The organism is Sungkyunkwania multivorans (assembly GCF_042675645.1).
GTDB lineage: Bacteria > Bacteroidota > Bacteroidia > Flavobacteriales > Flavobacteriaceae > Sungkyunkwania > Sungkyunkwania multivorans.
The window spans coordinates 108616-124741 of the sequence record NZ_JBHTJH010000010.1; the positions used below are offsets into that span (position 1 = coordinate 108616).

The 16126-nt window shown below is 40.6% G+C and carries 17 protein-coding genes and 1 tRNA gene; 10 read left to right on the forward strand and 8 right to left on the reverse strand.

Annotation, left to right across the window (positions count from 1 at the left end; translation table 11 throughout):
- Positions 1–6: 6 nt before the first annotated feature.
- The 6 genes from ACFQ1M_RS10635 to ACFQ1M_RS10660 all read right to left on the reverse strand — a co-directional run bounded on the left by ACFQ1M_RS10635 (position 7) and on the right by ACFQ1M_RS10660 (position 5461).
- Complete coding sequence (locus ACFQ1M_RS10635; protein WP_386407995.1) at positions 7–567, reverse strand: phosphatase PAP2 family protein; 561 nt, start codon at positions 565–567, stop codon at positions 7–9.
- 2 nt (positions 568–569) lie between these two features.
- Positions 570–842: a Sec-independent protein translocase subunit TatA/TatB gene (locus ACFQ1M_RS10640; RefSeq protein WP_386407997.1), complete on the reverse strand. Its 273-nt coding sequence runs from the start codon at positions 840–842 to the stop codon at positions 570–572.
- A gap of 108 nt (positions 843–950) precedes the next feature.
- Entirely contained in the window at positions 951–3269 is a 2319-nt protein-coding gene (locus tag ACFQ1M_RS10645; protein WP_386407999.1) for a M1 family metallopeptidase, read from the reverse strand.
- Between the two features lie 63 nt (positions 3270–3332).
- Entirely contained in the window at positions 3333–3827 is a 495-nt protein-coding gene (locus ACFQ1M_RS10650; protein WP_386408001.1) for a DUF6702 family protein, read from the reverse strand.
- 64 nt (positions 3828–3891) lie between these two features.
- On the reverse strand, positions 3892–4659 hold the full coding sequence (locus ACFQ1M_RS10655) for a carboxypeptidase-like regulatory domain-containing protein (protein WP_386408003.1): 768 nt from the start codon (positions 4657–4659) through the stop codon (positions 3892–3894).
- Positions 4660–4741: 82 nt separating this feature from the next.
- The gene (locus tag ACFQ1M_RS10660) at positions 4742–5461 is read right to left on the reverse strand and encodes a hypothetical protein (protein ID WP_386408005.1); all 720 of its coding nucleotides are present in this window, start codon (positions 5459–5461) and stop codon (positions 4742–4744) included.
- A gap of 82 nt (positions 5462–5543) precedes the next feature.
- Here ACFQ1M_RS10660 and pepE point away from each other — a divergent pair, with 82 nt between their 5' ends.
- Positions 5544–6248: a dipeptidase PepE gene (pepE, locus tag ACFQ1M_RS10665; RefSeq protein ID WP_386408007.1), complete on the forward strand. Its 705-nt coding sequence runs from the start codon at positions 5544–5546 to the stop codon at positions 6246–6248.
- Positions 6249–6371: 123 nt separating this feature from the next.
- Here the strand turns inward: pepE and ACFQ1M_RS10670 are convergent.
- Positions 6372–6444 (reverse strand) — tRNA-Gly (locus tag ACFQ1M_RS10670).
- 260 nt (positions 6445–6704) lie between these two features.
- Here ACFQ1M_RS10670 and ACFQ1M_RS10675 point away from each other — a divergent pair.
- The 5 genes from ACFQ1M_RS10675 (at position 6705) to ACFQ1M_RS10695 (ending at position 10672) form a co-directional block, all read left to right on the forward strand.
- Positions 6705–7643 (forward strand): GNAT family N-acetyltransferase, encoded by a 939-nt coding sequence (locus tag ACFQ1M_RS10675; protein WP_386408009.1) that lies wholly within the window; start codon positions 6705–6707, stop codon positions 7641–7643.
- Between the two features lies 1 nt (position 7644).
- On the forward strand, positions 7645–8607 hold the full coding sequence (locus ACFQ1M_RS10680) for a hypothetical protein (RefSeq protein ID WP_386408011.1): 963 nt from the start codon (positions 7645–7647) through the stop codon (positions 8605–8607).
- Positions 8600–9328 carry a M15 family metallopeptidase gene (locus ACFQ1M_RS10685; RefSeq protein ID WP_386408013.1) on the forward strand — a complete coding sequence of 243 codons (729 nt, stop codon included), beginning with the start codon at positions 8600–8602 and terminating at the stop codon, positions 9326–9328. The genes ACFQ1M_RS10680 and ACFQ1M_RS10685 overlap by 8 nt, the downstream gene beginning before the upstream one ends.
- 175 nt (positions 9329–9503) lie before the next feature.
- A complete protein-coding gene (locus ACFQ1M_RS10690; protein WP_386408015.1) occupies positions 9504–10283 on the forward strand; it encodes a M48 family metalloprotease in 780 nt (259 codons plus the stop codon).
- A 218-nt stretch (positions 10284–10501) separates the two neighbouring features.
- Positions 10502–10672: a DUF6747 family protein gene (locus tag ACFQ1M_RS10695; protein ID WP_386408017.1), complete on the forward strand. Its 171-nt coding sequence runs from the start codon at positions 10502–10504 to the stop codon at positions 10670–10672.
- 124 nt (positions 10673–10796) lie between these two features.
- Here the strand turns inward: ACFQ1M_RS10695 and ACFQ1M_RS10700 are convergent, their stop codons facing one another.
- Entirely contained in the window at positions 10797–11195 is a 399-nt protein-coding gene (locus tag ACFQ1M_RS10700; protein ID WP_386408019.1) for an ankyrin repeat domain-containing protein, read from the reverse strand.
- 310 nt (positions 11196–11505) lie between these two features.
- On the opposite strand from ACFQ1M_RS10700, the gene gpmI reads away from it, so the two are divergent.
- The 4 genes from gpmI (at position 11506) to ACFQ1M_RS10720 (ending at position 16123) form a co-directional block, all read left to right on the forward strand.
- A complete protein-coding gene (gene gpmI, locus ACFQ1M_RS10705; protein WP_386408021.1) occupies positions 11506–13023 on the forward strand; it encodes a 2,3-bisphosphoglycerate-independent phosphoglycerate mutase in 1518 nt (505 codons plus the stop codon).
- A gap of 46 nt (positions 13024–13069) precedes the next feature.
- Entirely contained in the window at positions 13070–13648 is a 579-nt protein-coding gene (locus tag ACFQ1M_RS10710; protein ID WP_386408023.1) for a thioredoxin family protein, read from the forward strand.
- Between the two features lie 131 nt (positions 13649–13779).
- Positions 13780–14463 (forward strand): TetR/AcrR family transcriptional regulator, encoded by a 684-nt coding sequence (locus ACFQ1M_RS10715; protein WP_386408025.1) that lies wholly within the window; start codon positions 13780–13782, stop codon positions 14461–14463.
- Positions 14456–16123, forward strand: coding sequence for a peptidase domain-containing ABC transporter (locus ACFQ1M_RS10720; RefSeq protein ID WP_386408027.1), 1668 nt, complete (start codon positions 14456–14458; stop codon positions 16121–16123). Before ACFQ1M_RS10715 ends, ACFQ1M_RS10720 begins: the two co-directional genes overlap by 8 nt.
- Positions 16124–16126: the final 3 nt, after the last annotated feature.

Consider the following 16126-nt stretch of genomic DNA (forward strand, 5'->3'; position numbering starts at 1 on the left):
AATCTATTAATAAATTCTAAATTTTACACCTAAAAAATTATGAAATCGATAAAATGCAAAGGAAAGTAAGAATCCGATTACAACTCCTGAAATAATATCTGACGGATAATGGACTCCAAAATAGAGTCGACTGTAGATGAACAACATAGGCCATAGCCAAAAGAGATATATCCATTTGGTCTTTTCTCTAAAGACCATCACTACAAAAGAGGTGACGGCTATAGAATTCGCTGCATGGCCAGAAATAAAGCTATAGCTGACCGGGCGGATCACCAAACGTAGCATTTGACTAACTGTTTCATCATTGTTTGGCCGAAGTCGCATCACATTTTCCTTGAAAAGAAAAACAACCAGTCCAGTACTTAGTGCTAATAAAAGAATACTCGAAAGGGTAAGCAATATCTCTTTTTTAGATGAGGTTTTAAGCAGAAGTATAAAGACGATCAAAAAAACCGGAATCCAATAGATGGTGTTAGTGGCTATACGCCAAAAGCTATCATAGGACTCAGAACCTAGTCCGTTAAGAAACACCAACAACTCAACATCTAGCTCCGAGAGTTTTTCCATAGTTAAAGTTGACGTTTGATGGGACCCGTTAGATCGTCAAAATCATCCTTTACCTTATTGATCTCTTTAGTGACCTCTTTCGTAATATCGGTATCGACACCATGCTTTTCGGCACTCTTAGATATTTCGTGTTTTATCTCGTTGGTAGCATCTTTCAGTTGACGCATACCTTTACCAAGTCCCCTTGCGATCTCCGGTATCTTATCTGCACCAAAGACGATCAGGACGATAAACATAATAAAGACGATCTCCGTCCAACTAATAAATAATGGCATATTAACTAACATCATGCAAATATACGGAAGTTAGGATATAAAGAGGGCCGCTTTAACAGCAGCCCCCTCAATTTTTCTGACCTATGGTCTATTCAAATATATAAGGAATTACCCCTTTACCTTACTTTTGAACTTGTCAAAGTCATTATCTTCTTGCTTCTGGGGCCATGAGTTATTTGTTGTATCGATGTCTGCCGTTTCCATATTTGGATCGACCGTAATACCAACGATCTCTTTCTCTGAGGCGATCACCTTTTTGCACTCGGCATCATTCTTTCTCCATACCTGAACCGGATACTTGATGGTCTCCTTGCTGCCGTCTTCGTAGGTATACTCAACGATCAATGGCATTGGAATTCCTCCTGGCTTGTCAAAAGTAACTTCGTAAAAATATTTTGGTGATTTCATCTTAGCACGCTCCGCGGGTGTAAGGTTGTCCATCACATACTCTTTAAGTGTTTGAGAAGCTTCCAAAACATCTTTTCCCTTCAAACTTTCGTCATAGTCCTCACTTCCCTCTTCGGCCAAAAATACCAGTGGTGGAAGATCTTCCGCCTTCATGCCACGCTGCGCCATGATCTCTCTTATCGCTTTTGTTGGCTTGCTGGTCACATAATATTTCTTTACTCCTTTGACTCCGATATCAACATAATCTGTTGTATAGAACCATCCTCTCCAAAACCAATCTAAGTCCACGGCGGAGGCATCTTCCATGGTTCGGAAGAAATCTTCTGGAGTTGGATGCTTGAATTTCCAGCGCTGTGCGTAGGTCTTGAACGCGTAATCGAACAATTCTTTCCCCATCACAGTTTCCCTAAGAATATTCAAGGCGGTGGCAGGTTTGCCATAGGCATTTGGCCCTAATTGATATACATTTTCTGGATTGGACATGATCGGCGAGATGAACTCTTGGTCACCAGACATATATGGAACGATCTTCGACGCCGCTCCACGACGAGATGGGTAGTTCTCGTTAGGCTTGATGGCTTCAGGGTGTTCCTTACCAAACTCCTGTTCTGTGAGATATTGCATAAAGGTATCCAAACCTTCATCCATCCATCCCCATTGACGCTCGTCACTATTTACGATCATCGGGAAGAAATTGTGTCCTACTTCGTGAATGATCACAGAGATCATTCCAAACTTTGTACGGTCGCTGTAGTTGCCTTCTTCATCTGGGCGACCGTAGTTCCAACATATCATTGGATATTCCATCCCTTGATTCTTAGCATGAACCGAAATAGCCTTGTGATAAGGATAATCGAAGGTGTGCTTTGAATATGTTTTTAAGGTCTGTGCCACAGCCATGGTTGAGTATTCTTCCCAAAGTGGATTTCCTTCCTTTGGATACAGTGAAACGGCCATCACATCTTTATTTCCGATTTTTACGGCCATCATATCCCAAATGAACTTGCGCGAACTGGCAAAACCGAAGTCACGAACATTTTTGGCTTTGAACTCCCAAGTCTTTTTCTTTTCAGAAAACGAGCTTTCCTTTGCTACAGCTTCTTCTTGAGTTACAATAAGAACTGGCTTGTCATAGGTTCTTCTAGCTTTTTCATAACGCTTCATCATTTCTTTGCTGAAGACCTCTTTTCTATTTTGAAGAACACCAGTAGCATCTACTACATGATCCGCAGGCACGGTGATATTCACTTCGTAATCTCCAAAGGGCAATGCAAACTCTCCGCTGCCCCAAAATTGGTAGTTCTGCCAACCTTCTACGTCGTTATAAACACACATTCTTGGGAAAAATTGAGCGATCACATAAGCGTTGTTTCCATCTTTTGGAAAGTGTTCGAACCCAGAGCGCGCTCTGTTTACCGTATGGTCTGGGATGTTGTACCACCATTTCATAGAAAAGGAAAACTTCTCACCACTCTTTAGCGGGCGTGCCAAGTTGATTCGCATCATGGTCTGATTGATGGTATGCGACAACGGTTTTCCGTTGGCGTCATGCACATAGTCTATCTTGAAACCTCCATCGAAGGCAGCTCCAAGGTGTTTCGCCGTAAATCCACCAGGTTGTTCGGCGATGGGTACTCCCCCGCCATTTCTAAGTGGCGCTGGCGAGTCTGCCGAACGAACATTCTGATCCAACTGTACCCAAAGATATTCCAAGTCATCAGGTGAATTGTTATGGTAGGTAATGGTCTCTACACCATAGATCTTTTGGGTCTTATCATCCAACTCGATATCCATCTTGTAGTCTGCCTGTTGTTGATAATAAGCAACACCAGGCGCCCCAGCGGCAGTACGATATTGATTTGGCGTGGCCATTTCTTGATATAGTTGCCTGAATTTGTTGTTGTTGATATGGCCTTTAGGCTTCTTTTCTTCTTCAGTTGGCTGCTCTTGGTCTTGAGCAAAACTTAGACCGAAGGACACAAAAAGCATCGATAGAAAAGCATATTTTATTGTTCTCATTAATGTTGAATTTATTTTTAGCGAGGGGAAATTAAAGAAACTATGACAAAAGGTAAAGAAACGTTAAAAGTTTAACAAAGCTTTATCATTGTCCTTTATTAGGATAAAACTTTTTCGTTTCCCTTGAAGTTTGAAATGAACGATATTTTGTTGCTCCTCAAAGGCGTCGAACAGAATTTCATTGACCACCTCGATGGACTTGATTCCCTTGACATTTGGAACTTCGATATAGCATTTTATCATATCATCCTCATATTCTTTTCCTAAGAAATCGATACTTGCTTCCTTGCCATTAATCTTGAAGCTCATTTTTTGCAAGAAGTACTTTTTAAGGTAGTTGTCAGCCATGGGAGACTCATCCTCTGTAGCAAGTTTTGCTTTGATGTCATAACGCATTTCCAGAAGTCGTTCCATGTCATCGATGAAAACTCTTGTGATCACCTGTAATGCCTCATCCTTCTCAGAATGTTTAATTTGGGTGGTGCTCACATAATACTTATGAAGCGATGTGAAAGCCAATAATGGAACTAAAAACAAAAACAGCAGTTTGCGTCGCATAAGAAAACTCATATTTTGGGTAAAAGTATTCAATTCTATATCAATGGAACAAAAAGCATTCCAATTATTCCCTGTCCCTGTTTTCGCGATGCCTTTGATCAAACAACTGCACGACCAAATTGTGATTGCCATTTTTGAAGTCCACTTCAACATCGCTGTCAGCGACACACCCTAAAACAAACGGATATACCTCGTCTTCATTAAGGGCGTAGGTTTCGATAAAAAATTTTACTCCGTAGAAAGAAATTATCTGAACGATCGCCTCATTTTCAGCGTCCCACTTTCGTCTTTTTTTTAGTCCCTCGTAATAACCAGACCAGTTTTTATAGATCGCCTCGATATTTATGGACCCCAATGGAATTCCATAGTTGAAAGCTTGCCAGGTAGAAATTATTGGCTCTTGCCTTACTCCTTTATATCCCGGTATTCCTACATCATCAAAATTTATTGCTGGCTTTACACCGCTATTCTTAATATCTTTTGTGAGGTCTCCCTCGAGATTATGGGGTCTTACGACTACTTCTTCGAGCTCCGTGATCCGTTCTTCCAAATAAATATTTACAACTTTCTGTTGAAGTATTTCGGCGCTTATAACCAGGGTTTGATGGTTATATTGAACTGCGGAAAAGAAAAGGGTATCATTCAGCCTTACCCCGATCTCGAAAAAACCTTCCTCATCAGTGATTGTGGTGGCTCCCGTTGTGGTATTCAAGACGTGAATTCCCACTATGCTGTTCCTGTTATGCAATACCTTACCTCTCAATTCTTTAAAGAATTGCGCGTTGACCAAAAACGGAAATAGAAGAAATAGAAGAAAATAGTTGTTTTTCATACAGGTGGTTTCGTAGAAGCTAAAGAAACAACACCTTTTCTTACAAAAAACTTAAGCCGTCTATAATTTTATGTTAAATGAATCACTTCCCCGAACGATAGTTGTTGCTCTGAGTGACCAAAAAATCAATAAGCTGAAACTCGTTATCCTTTTTAAGCAATGAATTAGATGGCATTTGCGCATCACAGTAATAAAGGAATTTATTGATCTCGTCTTGAGGGATCTTTAAATTGACCACAAAAAAATCATCTTCGTACAATTCTCGGATCACTTCGCTCATATTTAATTGTACAGATGGCTCGGTCTCTTTCTTTCGCTTGAAAAGCGCTTTATATATATTGACAAAATTCACACCATAGGTAAGAATATTTTCGTCCATTGCGACGTTGTTGACGGGAGTGGCCTTATCGCGCTCGTAATCAAACCCTTTGAACTCCTCTTCTTTGACCTCTACAAACTTATCTACGTTTTCAGGACTGACGACCACCTCACTCAATTCCGTGATCTTCTCATTCACTTCAACCACCAAACGATTGTTTCTTAAGATCTCGGGCGTAATAAAAACGGTCTTCAACCGAAATTGGAGCGCAGAAAAAACAAGTTCATCCCCTATTTTCACATCGATGGCAAACTCACCATTATCATTGGTTATAGTAGCCTTTTGAGCAGTGACATTCACCACATTCTCATTGGCCACAAAACCATTCCTGTAAAGCACCTGCCCCCTTAAAAGCGTTCGTTCTTGCGCCTGCAAAGTAGCGATGGAAATAAATAATAAAATAAATATGAAATAGGGTCTCATTTTCACTCGATTTTCTTTTAAAGATACATATTAAGTATAAAGAAAGCCAAACGCATTACTTATTTTTACATAAAACTTTCTTATGAAGAACATAATTGTTGCTAGCACTTCTACTATTCACAATGCAGCGTATTTAGAATATCTGTTACCTACCCTTGAAGAACATTTTTCGGACACTAAAGAGATACTTTTTATCCCCTTTGCCCGACCTAGCGGCATTACACACAAAGGATATACGGAAAAAGTAGCGACAAGCTTCAAGAAAATTGACAAGAAGGTAAAGGGCCTCCATGAATATGAAGATAAAAAGAAAGCCATCGAGAGAGCTGGCGGCCTATTTACGGGTGGCGGTAATACATTCCTGCTAGTGCAACAACTCTATAAGTACGAGCTGCTTCATGTATTGAGGGAAGCTATCTTTAATGGGGTTCCTTACTTAGGTACCAGCGCAGGTAGTAATATTTGCGGTGTCACTATGCAGACAACGAACGATATGCCCATTGTCTATCCGCCAAGTTTTAAAACCTTAGGAGTGATTCCTTTTAATATAAACCCTCATTATTTGGACCCAGACCCCAATAGCAAGCATATGGGCGAAACCAGAGAAACGCGTATAAAGGAATTTCACAAGTTCAACAATCTTCCTGTCGTCGGACTCCGCGAAGGAAGTTGGCTTGCAGTAAAAGGGGATGAAATTATGTTGAAAGGAAATCTTCGTGCCCGAATTTTCGAACAAGATATCCCGCCCTATGAGATAGAAAGTGGGGAGCTTATCTCCTTTGAATAAAAAAACGCCTTTCTGACAAGGCCAATATAGCGGGCGACCCTGCACCTTTGAAGCTAGCAGCTGCAATCATGGAACAGGACTTGACCAAAAGCAAAAAGCCCCGTCTTTGTGACGAGGCCTGTGAGCGGGAGACCGGGTTCGAACCGGCGACATTCAGCTTGGAAGGCTGACGCTCTACCAACTGAGCTACTCCCGCATACATTTCAATCTTCTTTGTCAATATCTCTTCTATTGACATATGCTCTCGAGCTTCTGACGCTCCCCGCCCGAACGTACCGTTCGGTACGGGCGGGTACCAACTGAGCTACTCCCGCATTTCGGTCGGCAAATATAAATCAACCTTCCTTTTATTTCAAAATTAAATTTACAACTTTTTTAAAAACTTCAGCAAACAGCTACCGTTGAAGAAAGAACATGATGAGATTTGTATTTTTATGGTAATCTTTTGCTCATCCAATGAAAAAGATCATCAAAACCGACCGTCTCTATTTGCGCGAATTCGTCATGGACGATGCATTTCATCTTTATAAGATGAATAGCGACCCGGAAGTCCTTCATTATACCGGTGATGAGCCGTTTAGGAGTGAAGAAGCAGCGGCGCATTTTATTCAGGACTATGATTTCTATACCAAACACAATATGGGAAGATGGGCGATGATCCATAACGAGGATGATACCTTTTTGGGTTGGTGTGGGCTAAAATATCATAAAGAGGAAAGAATTGTTGAGGTCGGTTATCGTTTATATCAAAAATATTGGGGTAAGGGATATGCTACCGAAGCGGCCAAAGCAGCCATAAAATATGGCTTTGAGAAACTAAGGCTAAAAGTTATTTACGCACATGTTCATGTAGCAAATAAAGCATCTCATAGGGTAGCCCAAAAGGCTGGCCTATCATTCGTCAAAGATTTCGTTTACGACGGTAAGCCTGCAAAACTCTATCACATCACCAACCCCCATTATTCCTTAAAAGAGATCGACGCGCAAGAGGCATATAAGGTTAGGCATCCTGTACTGCGAAAAGGAAAGCCGATAGAAGCATGCAAATTTGATGAAGACAGGGACATATCCACGCTTCACATGGGCATGTATTTTAAGAATGATCTCGTTGGTGTTGTAACATTCACTGAAAATTCACATCCTTTATTTAAAGAAACACTGCAATTTCAACTGAGAGGAATGGCCGTTTTAGAAGCGTATAGGAACAAAAGAATCGGAGAACATTTAGTGTCTCATGGCGAAACAGTGTTAAATAAGAGAGGCGTCACCAGGATTTGGTTGAACGCGCGAAAAAATGCCACTGCCTTTTACAAACGTCTCGACTATGTTATTTGCAGCAAAGAATTCGAAGTCCCTATTTTCGGCCCCCACTTTCAGATGACCAAAAAAATATAACATGAAAAAAATAATCCTACTGGCCTTCTGTACGTCATCAATATTACAGGCACAAGCACCGAAAATTACATTTGATGAAAATTTTGAAATACCTAAAGTTTTCGTCGATCTGCCAGATTTCAAGAACATAAATATCCGGGACATGGCGATCTCTCCCAATTACAATGAGATCTTCTTTACCTTGGACGGACCAAAATATGCGTTTCGAACCATTTTGACCAGCAAAAAAATAGATGGAGCATGGCAACCCTTTGAGGTGGCAAGTTTTTCGGGCAGCTATCACGATATCGAACCTGCATTCTCTTCAGATGGCAGTCAACTTTTTTTCGCCTCAAGAAGACCTGCCAAAGGCGATGAGCCAAAAAAGGACTATGACATTTTTGTGACTAAAAAATTGGCCGACCAATGGACCGAACCCATTCGACTGAATGAAAATATCAACAGCAACGACAACGAATACTATCCTTCGGTAACATTGGATGGAAGACTGTATTTTACCGCCACTAGAATGGATACAAAGGGTAAGGAGGATATTTATGTTAGCAAATTTGAAGATGGCGACTACCAAACAGCCCAAAGTGTAGGTGGAAAACTTAACACACATCACTACGAGTATAATGCCTTTGTCTCACCAGATGGCTCCTATGCCATTTACGGAGCCTATGGACGACAAGGAGGATTCGGAAAAGGTGATCTCTATATCAGTTTTTTTAAAGATGGAATTTGGCAAGAAGGAATCAATTTGGGAGAAATGATAAATTCACCACAACTCGATTATTGTCCTTTTGTAACAAGTGATGGCAAATATCTGTTCTTTACAAGTGAGAAAAGCGAAATAAGGGATCACTATGATGCCTTATCGATGGACGCACTTAAAAGCGTAATGAATCAGCCAGCAAATGGTGTTTCTAGGGTATATTATGTACCTTTCCAATCAATTCTTCAAACTCTTAAACGTGAATAGGCGTCACTTTATACGAACCACAGCTACAGCCGCAGCGACTTTTGCAACAATACCTATGATGGCATTCAACACCCAAGATTTTCCTAGTGATATTTTGATCGGCAAAGGAGATCCAGACCTTTATGGAGAGGGGTTCTCACTTCAAAAGGAAGCCTATGAAGCTTTCGTTAGAATGAAACATGACGCCGCGAAGGAAGGAATCAGTATCAAGGTCGTTTCAAGTTATCGCAGTTATACGCATCAAAACAATATATGGGAGCGCAAATACAACCGATTTACGCAGCAAGGCCTCAACCCAGCACAGGCAATCGAAAAAATAGTAGAATACTCGACCATCCCAGGTACTTCTCGACATCATTGGGGGACAGATATAGACATCATAGATGCGAATGGTGGTGAAAATGGAGATGTATTGGTTGCTAAAAAATTCCATGGAAACGGACCATATTGCAAATTGAAAGAATGGATGAACACCTATGCCGAAAGTTTCGGTTTTAAACTTGTGTATACCGATGTCGCAAATCGTAAAGGCTTTAAATACGAACCTTGGCATTACAGCTACGCCCCCATCTCGATACCTATGCTAAAAGCATATACGAAGTTAGATCTCAAGTCGATGCTTCAAAAAGAAAAACTGATGGGAAGTGACCATTTTACAGAAGAATTCATCAGCAGATATATCGCAGAGAATATCTTAGACATCAATCCGGCCTTGCTATGATCTGAAGTGAACACTTCTATTGAAGCCGTTGACAACGAACTCTTAAAAACGATCGGCGATGCGTCTTAAAAGGGTATTTCGTCAAACATCGAAAAGGTGATAATGACGAGTAACGCTAAACATGACGCTTCAATAATTTTCGTAATTTTATGAAACAGCAAACAAATCAAAGATCATGAGAAGAGGAAGTTGGAAGATAAGAATCCTTTTGGGCTTGGCGATCGTCGCTTTTGCTTTCTTTAAGAAATGTAACAATCAACAGGAAAACCCATATACGGGTCGTGTTCAGAACATCGACATGACCACAAAAGATGAGATCGTCATTGGTCTGAGCAGCGCACCCCAAATGATACAACAGCATGGCGGGCAACACCCCAATGCACGCTATCAGGCTTTTGTAGATGCGGTTGGCAAAAAGTTGGTCGAAAACAGCATCGCACGAGACACCCCTTATAAATATGAGTTTCATCTTTTGGCCGATGATCGTACCATCAATGCTTTTGCATTGCCAGGAGGACAGATCTTCATTACCTACGCCTTGTTCTCTCAGTTAGAGAATGAAGACCAATTGGCAGGTGTTCTAGGACATGAGATCGGTCATGTTCTAGGAAGACATTCAGCCGAACGTATCGCAGAAAGCAACTTCTGGAAGACCATTTCGATGGGTGCATCTGTCGGTGCCGATGCGGGTAATATCGTGAATAGTGTTGGTCAGAATGTGCTGCTTAAAAACGGGCGCGGCGATGAATTAGAAAGCGATGAACTCGGAGTATTGTTTATGATTCGCGCTGGGTACAATCCTGAGGAGATGATCGGCGTAATGGAAATTTTAAAGGCTGCCGCTGGGCCAAATCGAGTGCCTGAATTTCAAAGTTCGCATCCAGACCCCGACAATAGGATTCAAAAGATCAAAGAAGCCATTGAGAAATATAAAAGAAAGAAGCGCACTTCATAATTTTACACGTTGTTCTCCTTTTTTTGGCTCACTAAATCTAGTGACCTTGTAGGTCATTCATCTAGAATTTTGGTCATTCATCCATCTTATACGTGATTTACAATCACATTACACTAATTTTGTAATACAAGAAGAATTTGCCCAATATTCTTATCTACACATTGTCCTACAGCTATTTACTTAATTTTTAGTTACACTTTAACCAAAACCACTGTAGTATGACGATATTTTTACAATTTAAAAAGATTTACACAAGCGCTTTCAAAAATCTAGGAAATGACCTCACGGCAACTTTCTTAAAGGCCTTTAGCTGGTTCTGCTTCATCTTGATAGGAGTAGTCATCTATGCCTTTATTTATAGATTGCTCACTGGATTTGCTTTCCAATAGGACTAAGCACTTGTTATATGAGCACCTTCCTCGCATCACTTAAGAATGCGAGCAAATCTTAAATGGACACAAAAAAGCCCATTGCGCGAATAGCAATGGGCTTTCTTTATAGGAAAATTTATTCCTATCTTTTCTTCTTTTTGGCCAGCTCCTTTTTTATCACCTCAGCAGCATTTTCGGCATTGGAAAGCTGCGCATACTTCAACGCTGTATGTCCTCGAGAACATTTTGTTTTCAGATTGGCGCCGTTTGCGATAAGCAATTCTAAGATATCGACGTGATTATACCTCGCCGCATACATTGAGGGAGTCATCCCATTTGAGCGTCGATTCACATCTTCGCCAAGTTCGATCATCTTTTTTACTGTTGCTACATCTCCTTTGGCAATGGCCATACAGAATGAATTTACCTTAGGAGCAAAAATGGCAGCGTTTGTCTCAATGTCGCTAGTGGTATCGTTTGCATACATACCGACGGTGGTGAACGCAGCGAAAGCTACGAGCATTACTACAAGTTTTTTCATAATTAGTTCGTTTAAAGATTAATGATTGTACTATGTATAAAAGACGCTACAACCTAGGTGTTTGTTTCAAAATTTTGACAGCTTAACCTAAGTTTAACGTCCTATCGCGTTTTCTGTTAAGGTGGCGTTAACGTTTTGTATAAATTGCCAATACAATGGATAGCATCTTATTCTCTCGCCAGACGATGTTTTATGCGGTCAAATGCGTAATCCTCATTCAAATCAAGCAATTTTTGTGATTTTCATCGGTTCATTTCTTTTACAATCTAGCTATCTTTGATGTAGAAAAAAGCAGTTTTAAAAACACGAAATGAACAAAAAGGTAATTCTTTTGATATTAGATGGCTGGGGAAAATCTCCCAATCCAGATGTTTCTGCCATCGCACAGGCAAATACACCCTTTATAGACTCCCTATACACCAAATATCCGAACGCGACCTTGCGCACAGATGGAATGAATGTTGGCCTCCCAGAGGGTCAGATGGGCAATAGCGAAGTAGGACACATGAATCTTGGGGCTGGACGCATCGTTTATCAGGATCTCGCCAAGATCAATCTAGCCGTAGAAAATGATACCTTGAAAGATGAGAAAACACTGAAAGAAGCATTCAAGTATGCCAAGGATAATAAAAAAGCAATTCATCTGCTTGGACTGCTCTCAGATGGCGGTGTGCATTCGCATATCAATCATATAAAGGGGCTGCTTAATGCTACCCATGCCGAAGGTCTGGACCAGGTCTTTCTCCATGCATTTACGGATGGTAGGGATGTAGACCCAAAATCCGGTATCAACTTCGTCGCTGATATTGAGAAATATCTAGAACAAAAAGGAGGCCGATTGGCCTCTATCGTTGGACGTTATTATGCAATGGATAGAGATAAACGGTGGGAACGCGTGAAACTTGCTTATGACCTACTTGTAAATGGCGTAGGAAAGGCCGCAGATAACGCCACCATGGCCATTCAGGAGAGCTACCAAGACGGTATCACAGACGAGTTTATCAAACCGATCCTAATTGTAGATGATCGTCAAAAACCTATAGCCACCATTAAAGACGATGATGTCGTAATATTTTTCAACTTCCGTACCGACCGTGGAAGACAACTGACCCAAGTGCTTTCACAGGAAGACTTTCACGAACAAAATATGCACAAGTTGAAGTTGCATTACGTGACCATGACCAACTATGATGACACTTTCGAAGGCATTGAAGTTGTATATGATAAAGACAATATAGAAGATACCTTAGGTGAGGTTTTGGCGCGTGCGGGCAAGAAACAGATCAGAATAGCAGAAACTGAGAAATATCCACACGTCACCTTCTTTTATAACGGCGGACGTGAAGAGCCTTTCGAAGGAGAAGAACGTATCCTCTGCCCTTCTCCGAAGGTCGCTACATACGACCTCAAACCAGAAATGAGCGCCTATGAGATCAGGGACGCCATTATCCCTGAATTAAGAAAGGGAGAAGTCGATTATGTCTGTCTAAATTTTGCAAATCCAGATATGGTTGGACATACGGGTGTTATGGAAGCCGCAATAAAAGCGTGCGAAGTGGTTGATCAATGCACCAACGATGTTGTCACTGCTGCTTTAGAGAATGGCTACACCAGCATTATCATCGCAGACCATGGCAATTGTGACACGATGATCAATGCCGATGGAACGCCTAACACAGCCCATACAACGAATCCAGTCCCTGTGATCTTGGTAGATCCTGATATCACCGAAATTAAAGATGGTATCTTGGGGGACGTCGCTCCGACCACCTTGAAACTGATGGGCATTGAACAACCGGCATTGATGACACAAAGATCGCTAGTATAAACTAACGAATTCCGATGCAATCATTTGAATTGAAAATCACAAACAGATGAAAAAAATAGTATTACTCATGCTGGCGATTAGCTTTTTCGCTTGCGGTGAAAAAAAGGAAGAAAACAAGGAGAAAAACACTTCAACAGAAGAGAAAATTGTCGATACTAAAAGTGACACGACCCAAGAAGAACTCCAAATTATTGTAGGAAAATATGAAAGAAAGAACATAGAAGCTTCCCCATACGGAGAAGCATGGTTCAATGATAATTATGAGTTGCATCCTTTGGATGAGACTACGGCCTCTGCCTTATCAGAATTCTTAAAAGACGTAGAGATAAAAGTCTTTATGGGTACTTGGTGCAGTGATAGCCAGATGCAAGTCCCAGCCTTCTTTAAGATCATGGACAAAGTGGGATTTGACGAAAGCAAATTAACACTTATCGCCATGACAGAAGATAAGACCACCATCGCAAATTTCGAAGAAGGGTTGAATATTACCAATGTTCCCACCTTTATTTTCTATAAAGACGGTGAAGAATTGAATAGAATAGTAGAGGCACCCATAGAAACTTTAGAAAAAGATATGCTAGCCATTCTCAAAGGCGAGGAATACAAGCACACCTATGCAGAATAGACTACTACTTTGATAAATAATAATTTATAAAACCTTCATTTTGTTGAAGGTTTTTTTGTATTTGTTAATCAAAAGTTAAACTTTTAATATATGATAGTAATACTATTATTTTTGTGTGCAAATATTTTGAAATGGAACGACTACTTCATAATATAAAGGTTGTCATCAATGACAAGATCTATATCAAGGACCCGGAATCTTCCGACCTTGGTAAAAAGATCATAGAACATAGCATCCTATTGATCGATGAAATCGGTTTTGACAGGTTTACTTTCAAGAAACTCGGAGAAAAAATTGGTTCTAATGAAAGTTCTATTTACCGTTATTTTGAGAACAAGCATAAATTACTCCTCTATCTGGCATCCTGGTATTGGGGGTGGTTAGAGTATCGGTTGGTATTTGCTACCAATAGTATTTCCAATGCCAAGATCAAATTACAGGTTGCCATTGATATTGTAACCAGTGCTCCCGAGTTGGACGGATCATTTTCGCATATCAATGAAAAAGTGCTCAATAATATAATTATCAATGAATATTCTAAATCCTTCTTGACAAAAGAGGTAGACATCGAAAACAAAGAAGGATACTTTTCTATTTACAAGCGCCTGGTCAATCGACTTCGAGAAATGATAGAGGATGTAAATCCATCATATCCTTATCCCGCCTGTCTGGCCAGTACCATTTTAGAAGGTGCCTTGCATCAACATTTCATCAAAGACCATTTCCAGTCGATCACGGATTGCAATGGCAGCATTACACCATCCGATTATTTTTCGAACCTAGTCCAAAATGTTTTAACCAACCATCATGTCTAAAACTATACTCACCGCTTGGCAGCGATTCATAGGTCTTTTAGCACTAGACCGAAGAGATATTTTTCAAGTTTTTTACTACGCAGCTTTTGCTGGGCTAGTGAATCTATCATTACCACTGGGTATACAGGCCATTATCAACCTGATCCAAGGAGCGCAGATAAGCACCTCATGGATCATCTTGGTCGTTATAGTAACATTGGGCGTGGCCTTTGTTGGGAGCCTGCAATTGATGCAGATGCGCATCATCGAAAACATTCAACAAAAGATCTTCACACGTTCCTCTTTTGAGTTTGCCTATCGATTTCCTAAGATCAAAATGAGCGAACTTCGCAACTATTATCCGCCGGAGTTGGCCAATCGCTTCTTTGATACGCTTACCATTCAAAAAGGGTTGTCGAAGATACTGATCGACTTTCCTGCGGCCCTACTGCAGATAATCTTTGGACTATTACTGCTGTCCTTTTACCATCCTTTCTTCATCATATATGGGCTACTGTTGCTGATATTGATATACGTCGTGTTTAAATATACTGCTCAGAGAGGGATGGAAACCAGCCTTAACGAATCAAAGAATAAATACAAGGTGGCCCATTGGTTACAAGAGATCGCTCGTTCTATCGTAAGCTTTAAACTTTCTGGAAGGACCTCACATGCATTGACGAAAAACGACCAGTTAGTGTTCGATTATTTGTCTTCACGAGAAAGCCATTTCAAAGTATTGGTGCTTCAATTCATTCAAATGATCGGTTTTAAAGTGCTCGTTACGGCCGGATTATTGGTCATTGGCGGTCTACTGGTACTTCAAGAGGAAATGAACATTGGCCAATTTGTCGCCGCAGAGATCATCATACTTTTGGTACTTTCATCTGTGGAAAAACTTATCACAGGGCTAGAATCCTTCTATGATGTACTGACCTCGCTAGAAAAATTGGGTCAAGTGGTAGATAAAGATCTAGAACCTCAAGAGGGTGAAAAACCATTCAAGGAAAACGAAGGATTTGTAGTAGAACTGGATGACATCACGTATCACGTCCCTGAAAGTTCTAAGAAGATCATTCAAAATCTTAGTCTGACCATTACCCCAAGCTGTACCATTCTTATTCAAGGACCTAATAGCTCTGGCAAAACAACATTGTTAAGACTTATTGCAGGAATCCTAGAACCGACCGGAGGCAATATCTATGTCAATGATGTTTCGCTCAAAGGTATAAACCTTAACTACTACCGTTCTCATGTGGGGCAATCGCTCACGGAAGAATCTCCTTTTGAAGGATCTATCCTCGATAATATCACCTTTGGTGATAAGAACGTCCCACGCGAAGATGTGTACTGGGCATTAGAAAAAACAGGGCTTACCAAATTTGTTAAGGAACAAGACGAGGGATTACAAACCATCTTATATCCAGAAGGAAAACAAATTCCATACACGATCTCTAAAAAGATCGTCCTTGCTAGAAGTATCGTCCGTAGACCAAGACTGTTGATCCTTAAAGATCCATTGGACCAGTTTGAAGAACAAGAGGCCTTAAGAGTTATGGATTTCTTAACAGCTCCAGAAAATCCTTGGGCGCTGGTCGTTGTAAGTCAAAATCAACAATGGGCAAAACGCTGTGGAAGGATCATAACGATAGAGGAAGGTAGAATCATCAACGAAAGATAACCG

What these genes read in the sequence shown, in the direction of transcription:
- ACFQ1M_RS10635 (WP_386407995.1), bottom strand. Translation starts at nt 567, where the DNA reads ATGGAAAAACTCTCGGAGCTAGATGTTGAGTTGTTGGTGTTTCTTAAC.
- ACFQ1M_RS10640 (WP_386407997.1), bottom strand. Translation starts at nt 842, where the DNA reads ATGCCATTATTTATTAGTTGGACGGAGATCGTCTTTATTATGTTTATC.
- ACFQ1M_RS10645 (WP_386407999.1), bottom strand. Translation starts at nt 3,269, where the DNA reads ATGAGAACAATAAAATATGCTTTTCTATCGATGCTTTTTGTGTCCTTC.
- ACFQ1M_RS10650 (WP_386408001.1), bottom strand. Translation starts at nt 3,827, where the DNA reads ATGCGACGCAAACTGCTGTTTTTGTTTTTAGTTCCATTATTGGCTTTC.
- ACFQ1M_RS10655 (WP_386408003.1), bottom strand. Translation starts at nt 4,659, where the DNA reads ATGAAAAACAACTATTTTCTTCTATTTCTTCTATTTCCGTTTTTGGTC.
- ACFQ1M_RS10660 (WP_386408005.1), bottom strand. Translation starts at nt 5,461, where the DNA reads ATGAGACCCTATTTCATATTTATTTTATTATTTATTTCCATCGCTACT.
- pepE (WP_386408007.1), top strand. Translation starts at nt 5,544, where the DNA reads ATGAAGAACATAATTGTTGCTAGCACTTCTACTATTCACAATGCAGCG.
- ACFQ1M_RS10675 (WP_386408009.1), top strand. Translation starts at nt 6,705, where the DNA reads ATGAAAAAGATCATCAAAACCGACCGTCTCTATTTGCGCGAATTCGTC.
- ACFQ1M_RS10680 (WP_386408011.1), top strand. Translation starts at nt 7,645, where the DNA reads ATGAAAAAAATAATCCTACTGGCCTTCTGTACGTCATCAATATTACAG.
- ACFQ1M_RS10690 (WP_386408015.1), top strand. Translation starts at nt 9,504, where the DNA reads ATGAGAAGAGGAAGTTGGAAGATAAGAATCCTTTTGGGCTTGGCGATC.
- ACFQ1M_RS10695 (WP_386408017.1), top strand. Translation starts at nt 10,502, where the DNA reads ATGACGATATTTTTACAATTTAAAAAGATTTACACAAGCGCTTTCAAA.
- ACFQ1M_RS10700 (WP_386408019.1), bottom strand. Translation starts at nt 11,195, where the DNA reads ATGAAAAAACTTGTAGTAATGCTCGTAGCTTTCGCTGCGTTCACCACC.
- gpmI (WP_386408021.1), top strand. Translation starts at nt 11,506, where the DNA reads ATGAACAAAAAGGTAATTCTTTTGATATTAGATGGCTGGGGAAAATCT.
- ACFQ1M_RS10710 (WP_386408023.1), top strand. Translation starts at nt 13,070, where the DNA reads ATGAAAAAAATAGTATTACTCATGCTGGCGATTAGCTTTTTCGCTTGC.
- ACFQ1M_RS10715 (WP_386408025.1), top strand. Translation starts at nt 13,780, where the DNA reads ATGGAACGACTACTTCATAATATAAAGGTTGTCATCAATGACAAGATC.
- ACFQ1M_RS10720 (WP_386408027.1), top strand. Translation starts at nt 14,456, where the DNA reads ATGTCTAAAACTATACTCACCGCTTGGCAGCGATTCATAGGTCTTTTA.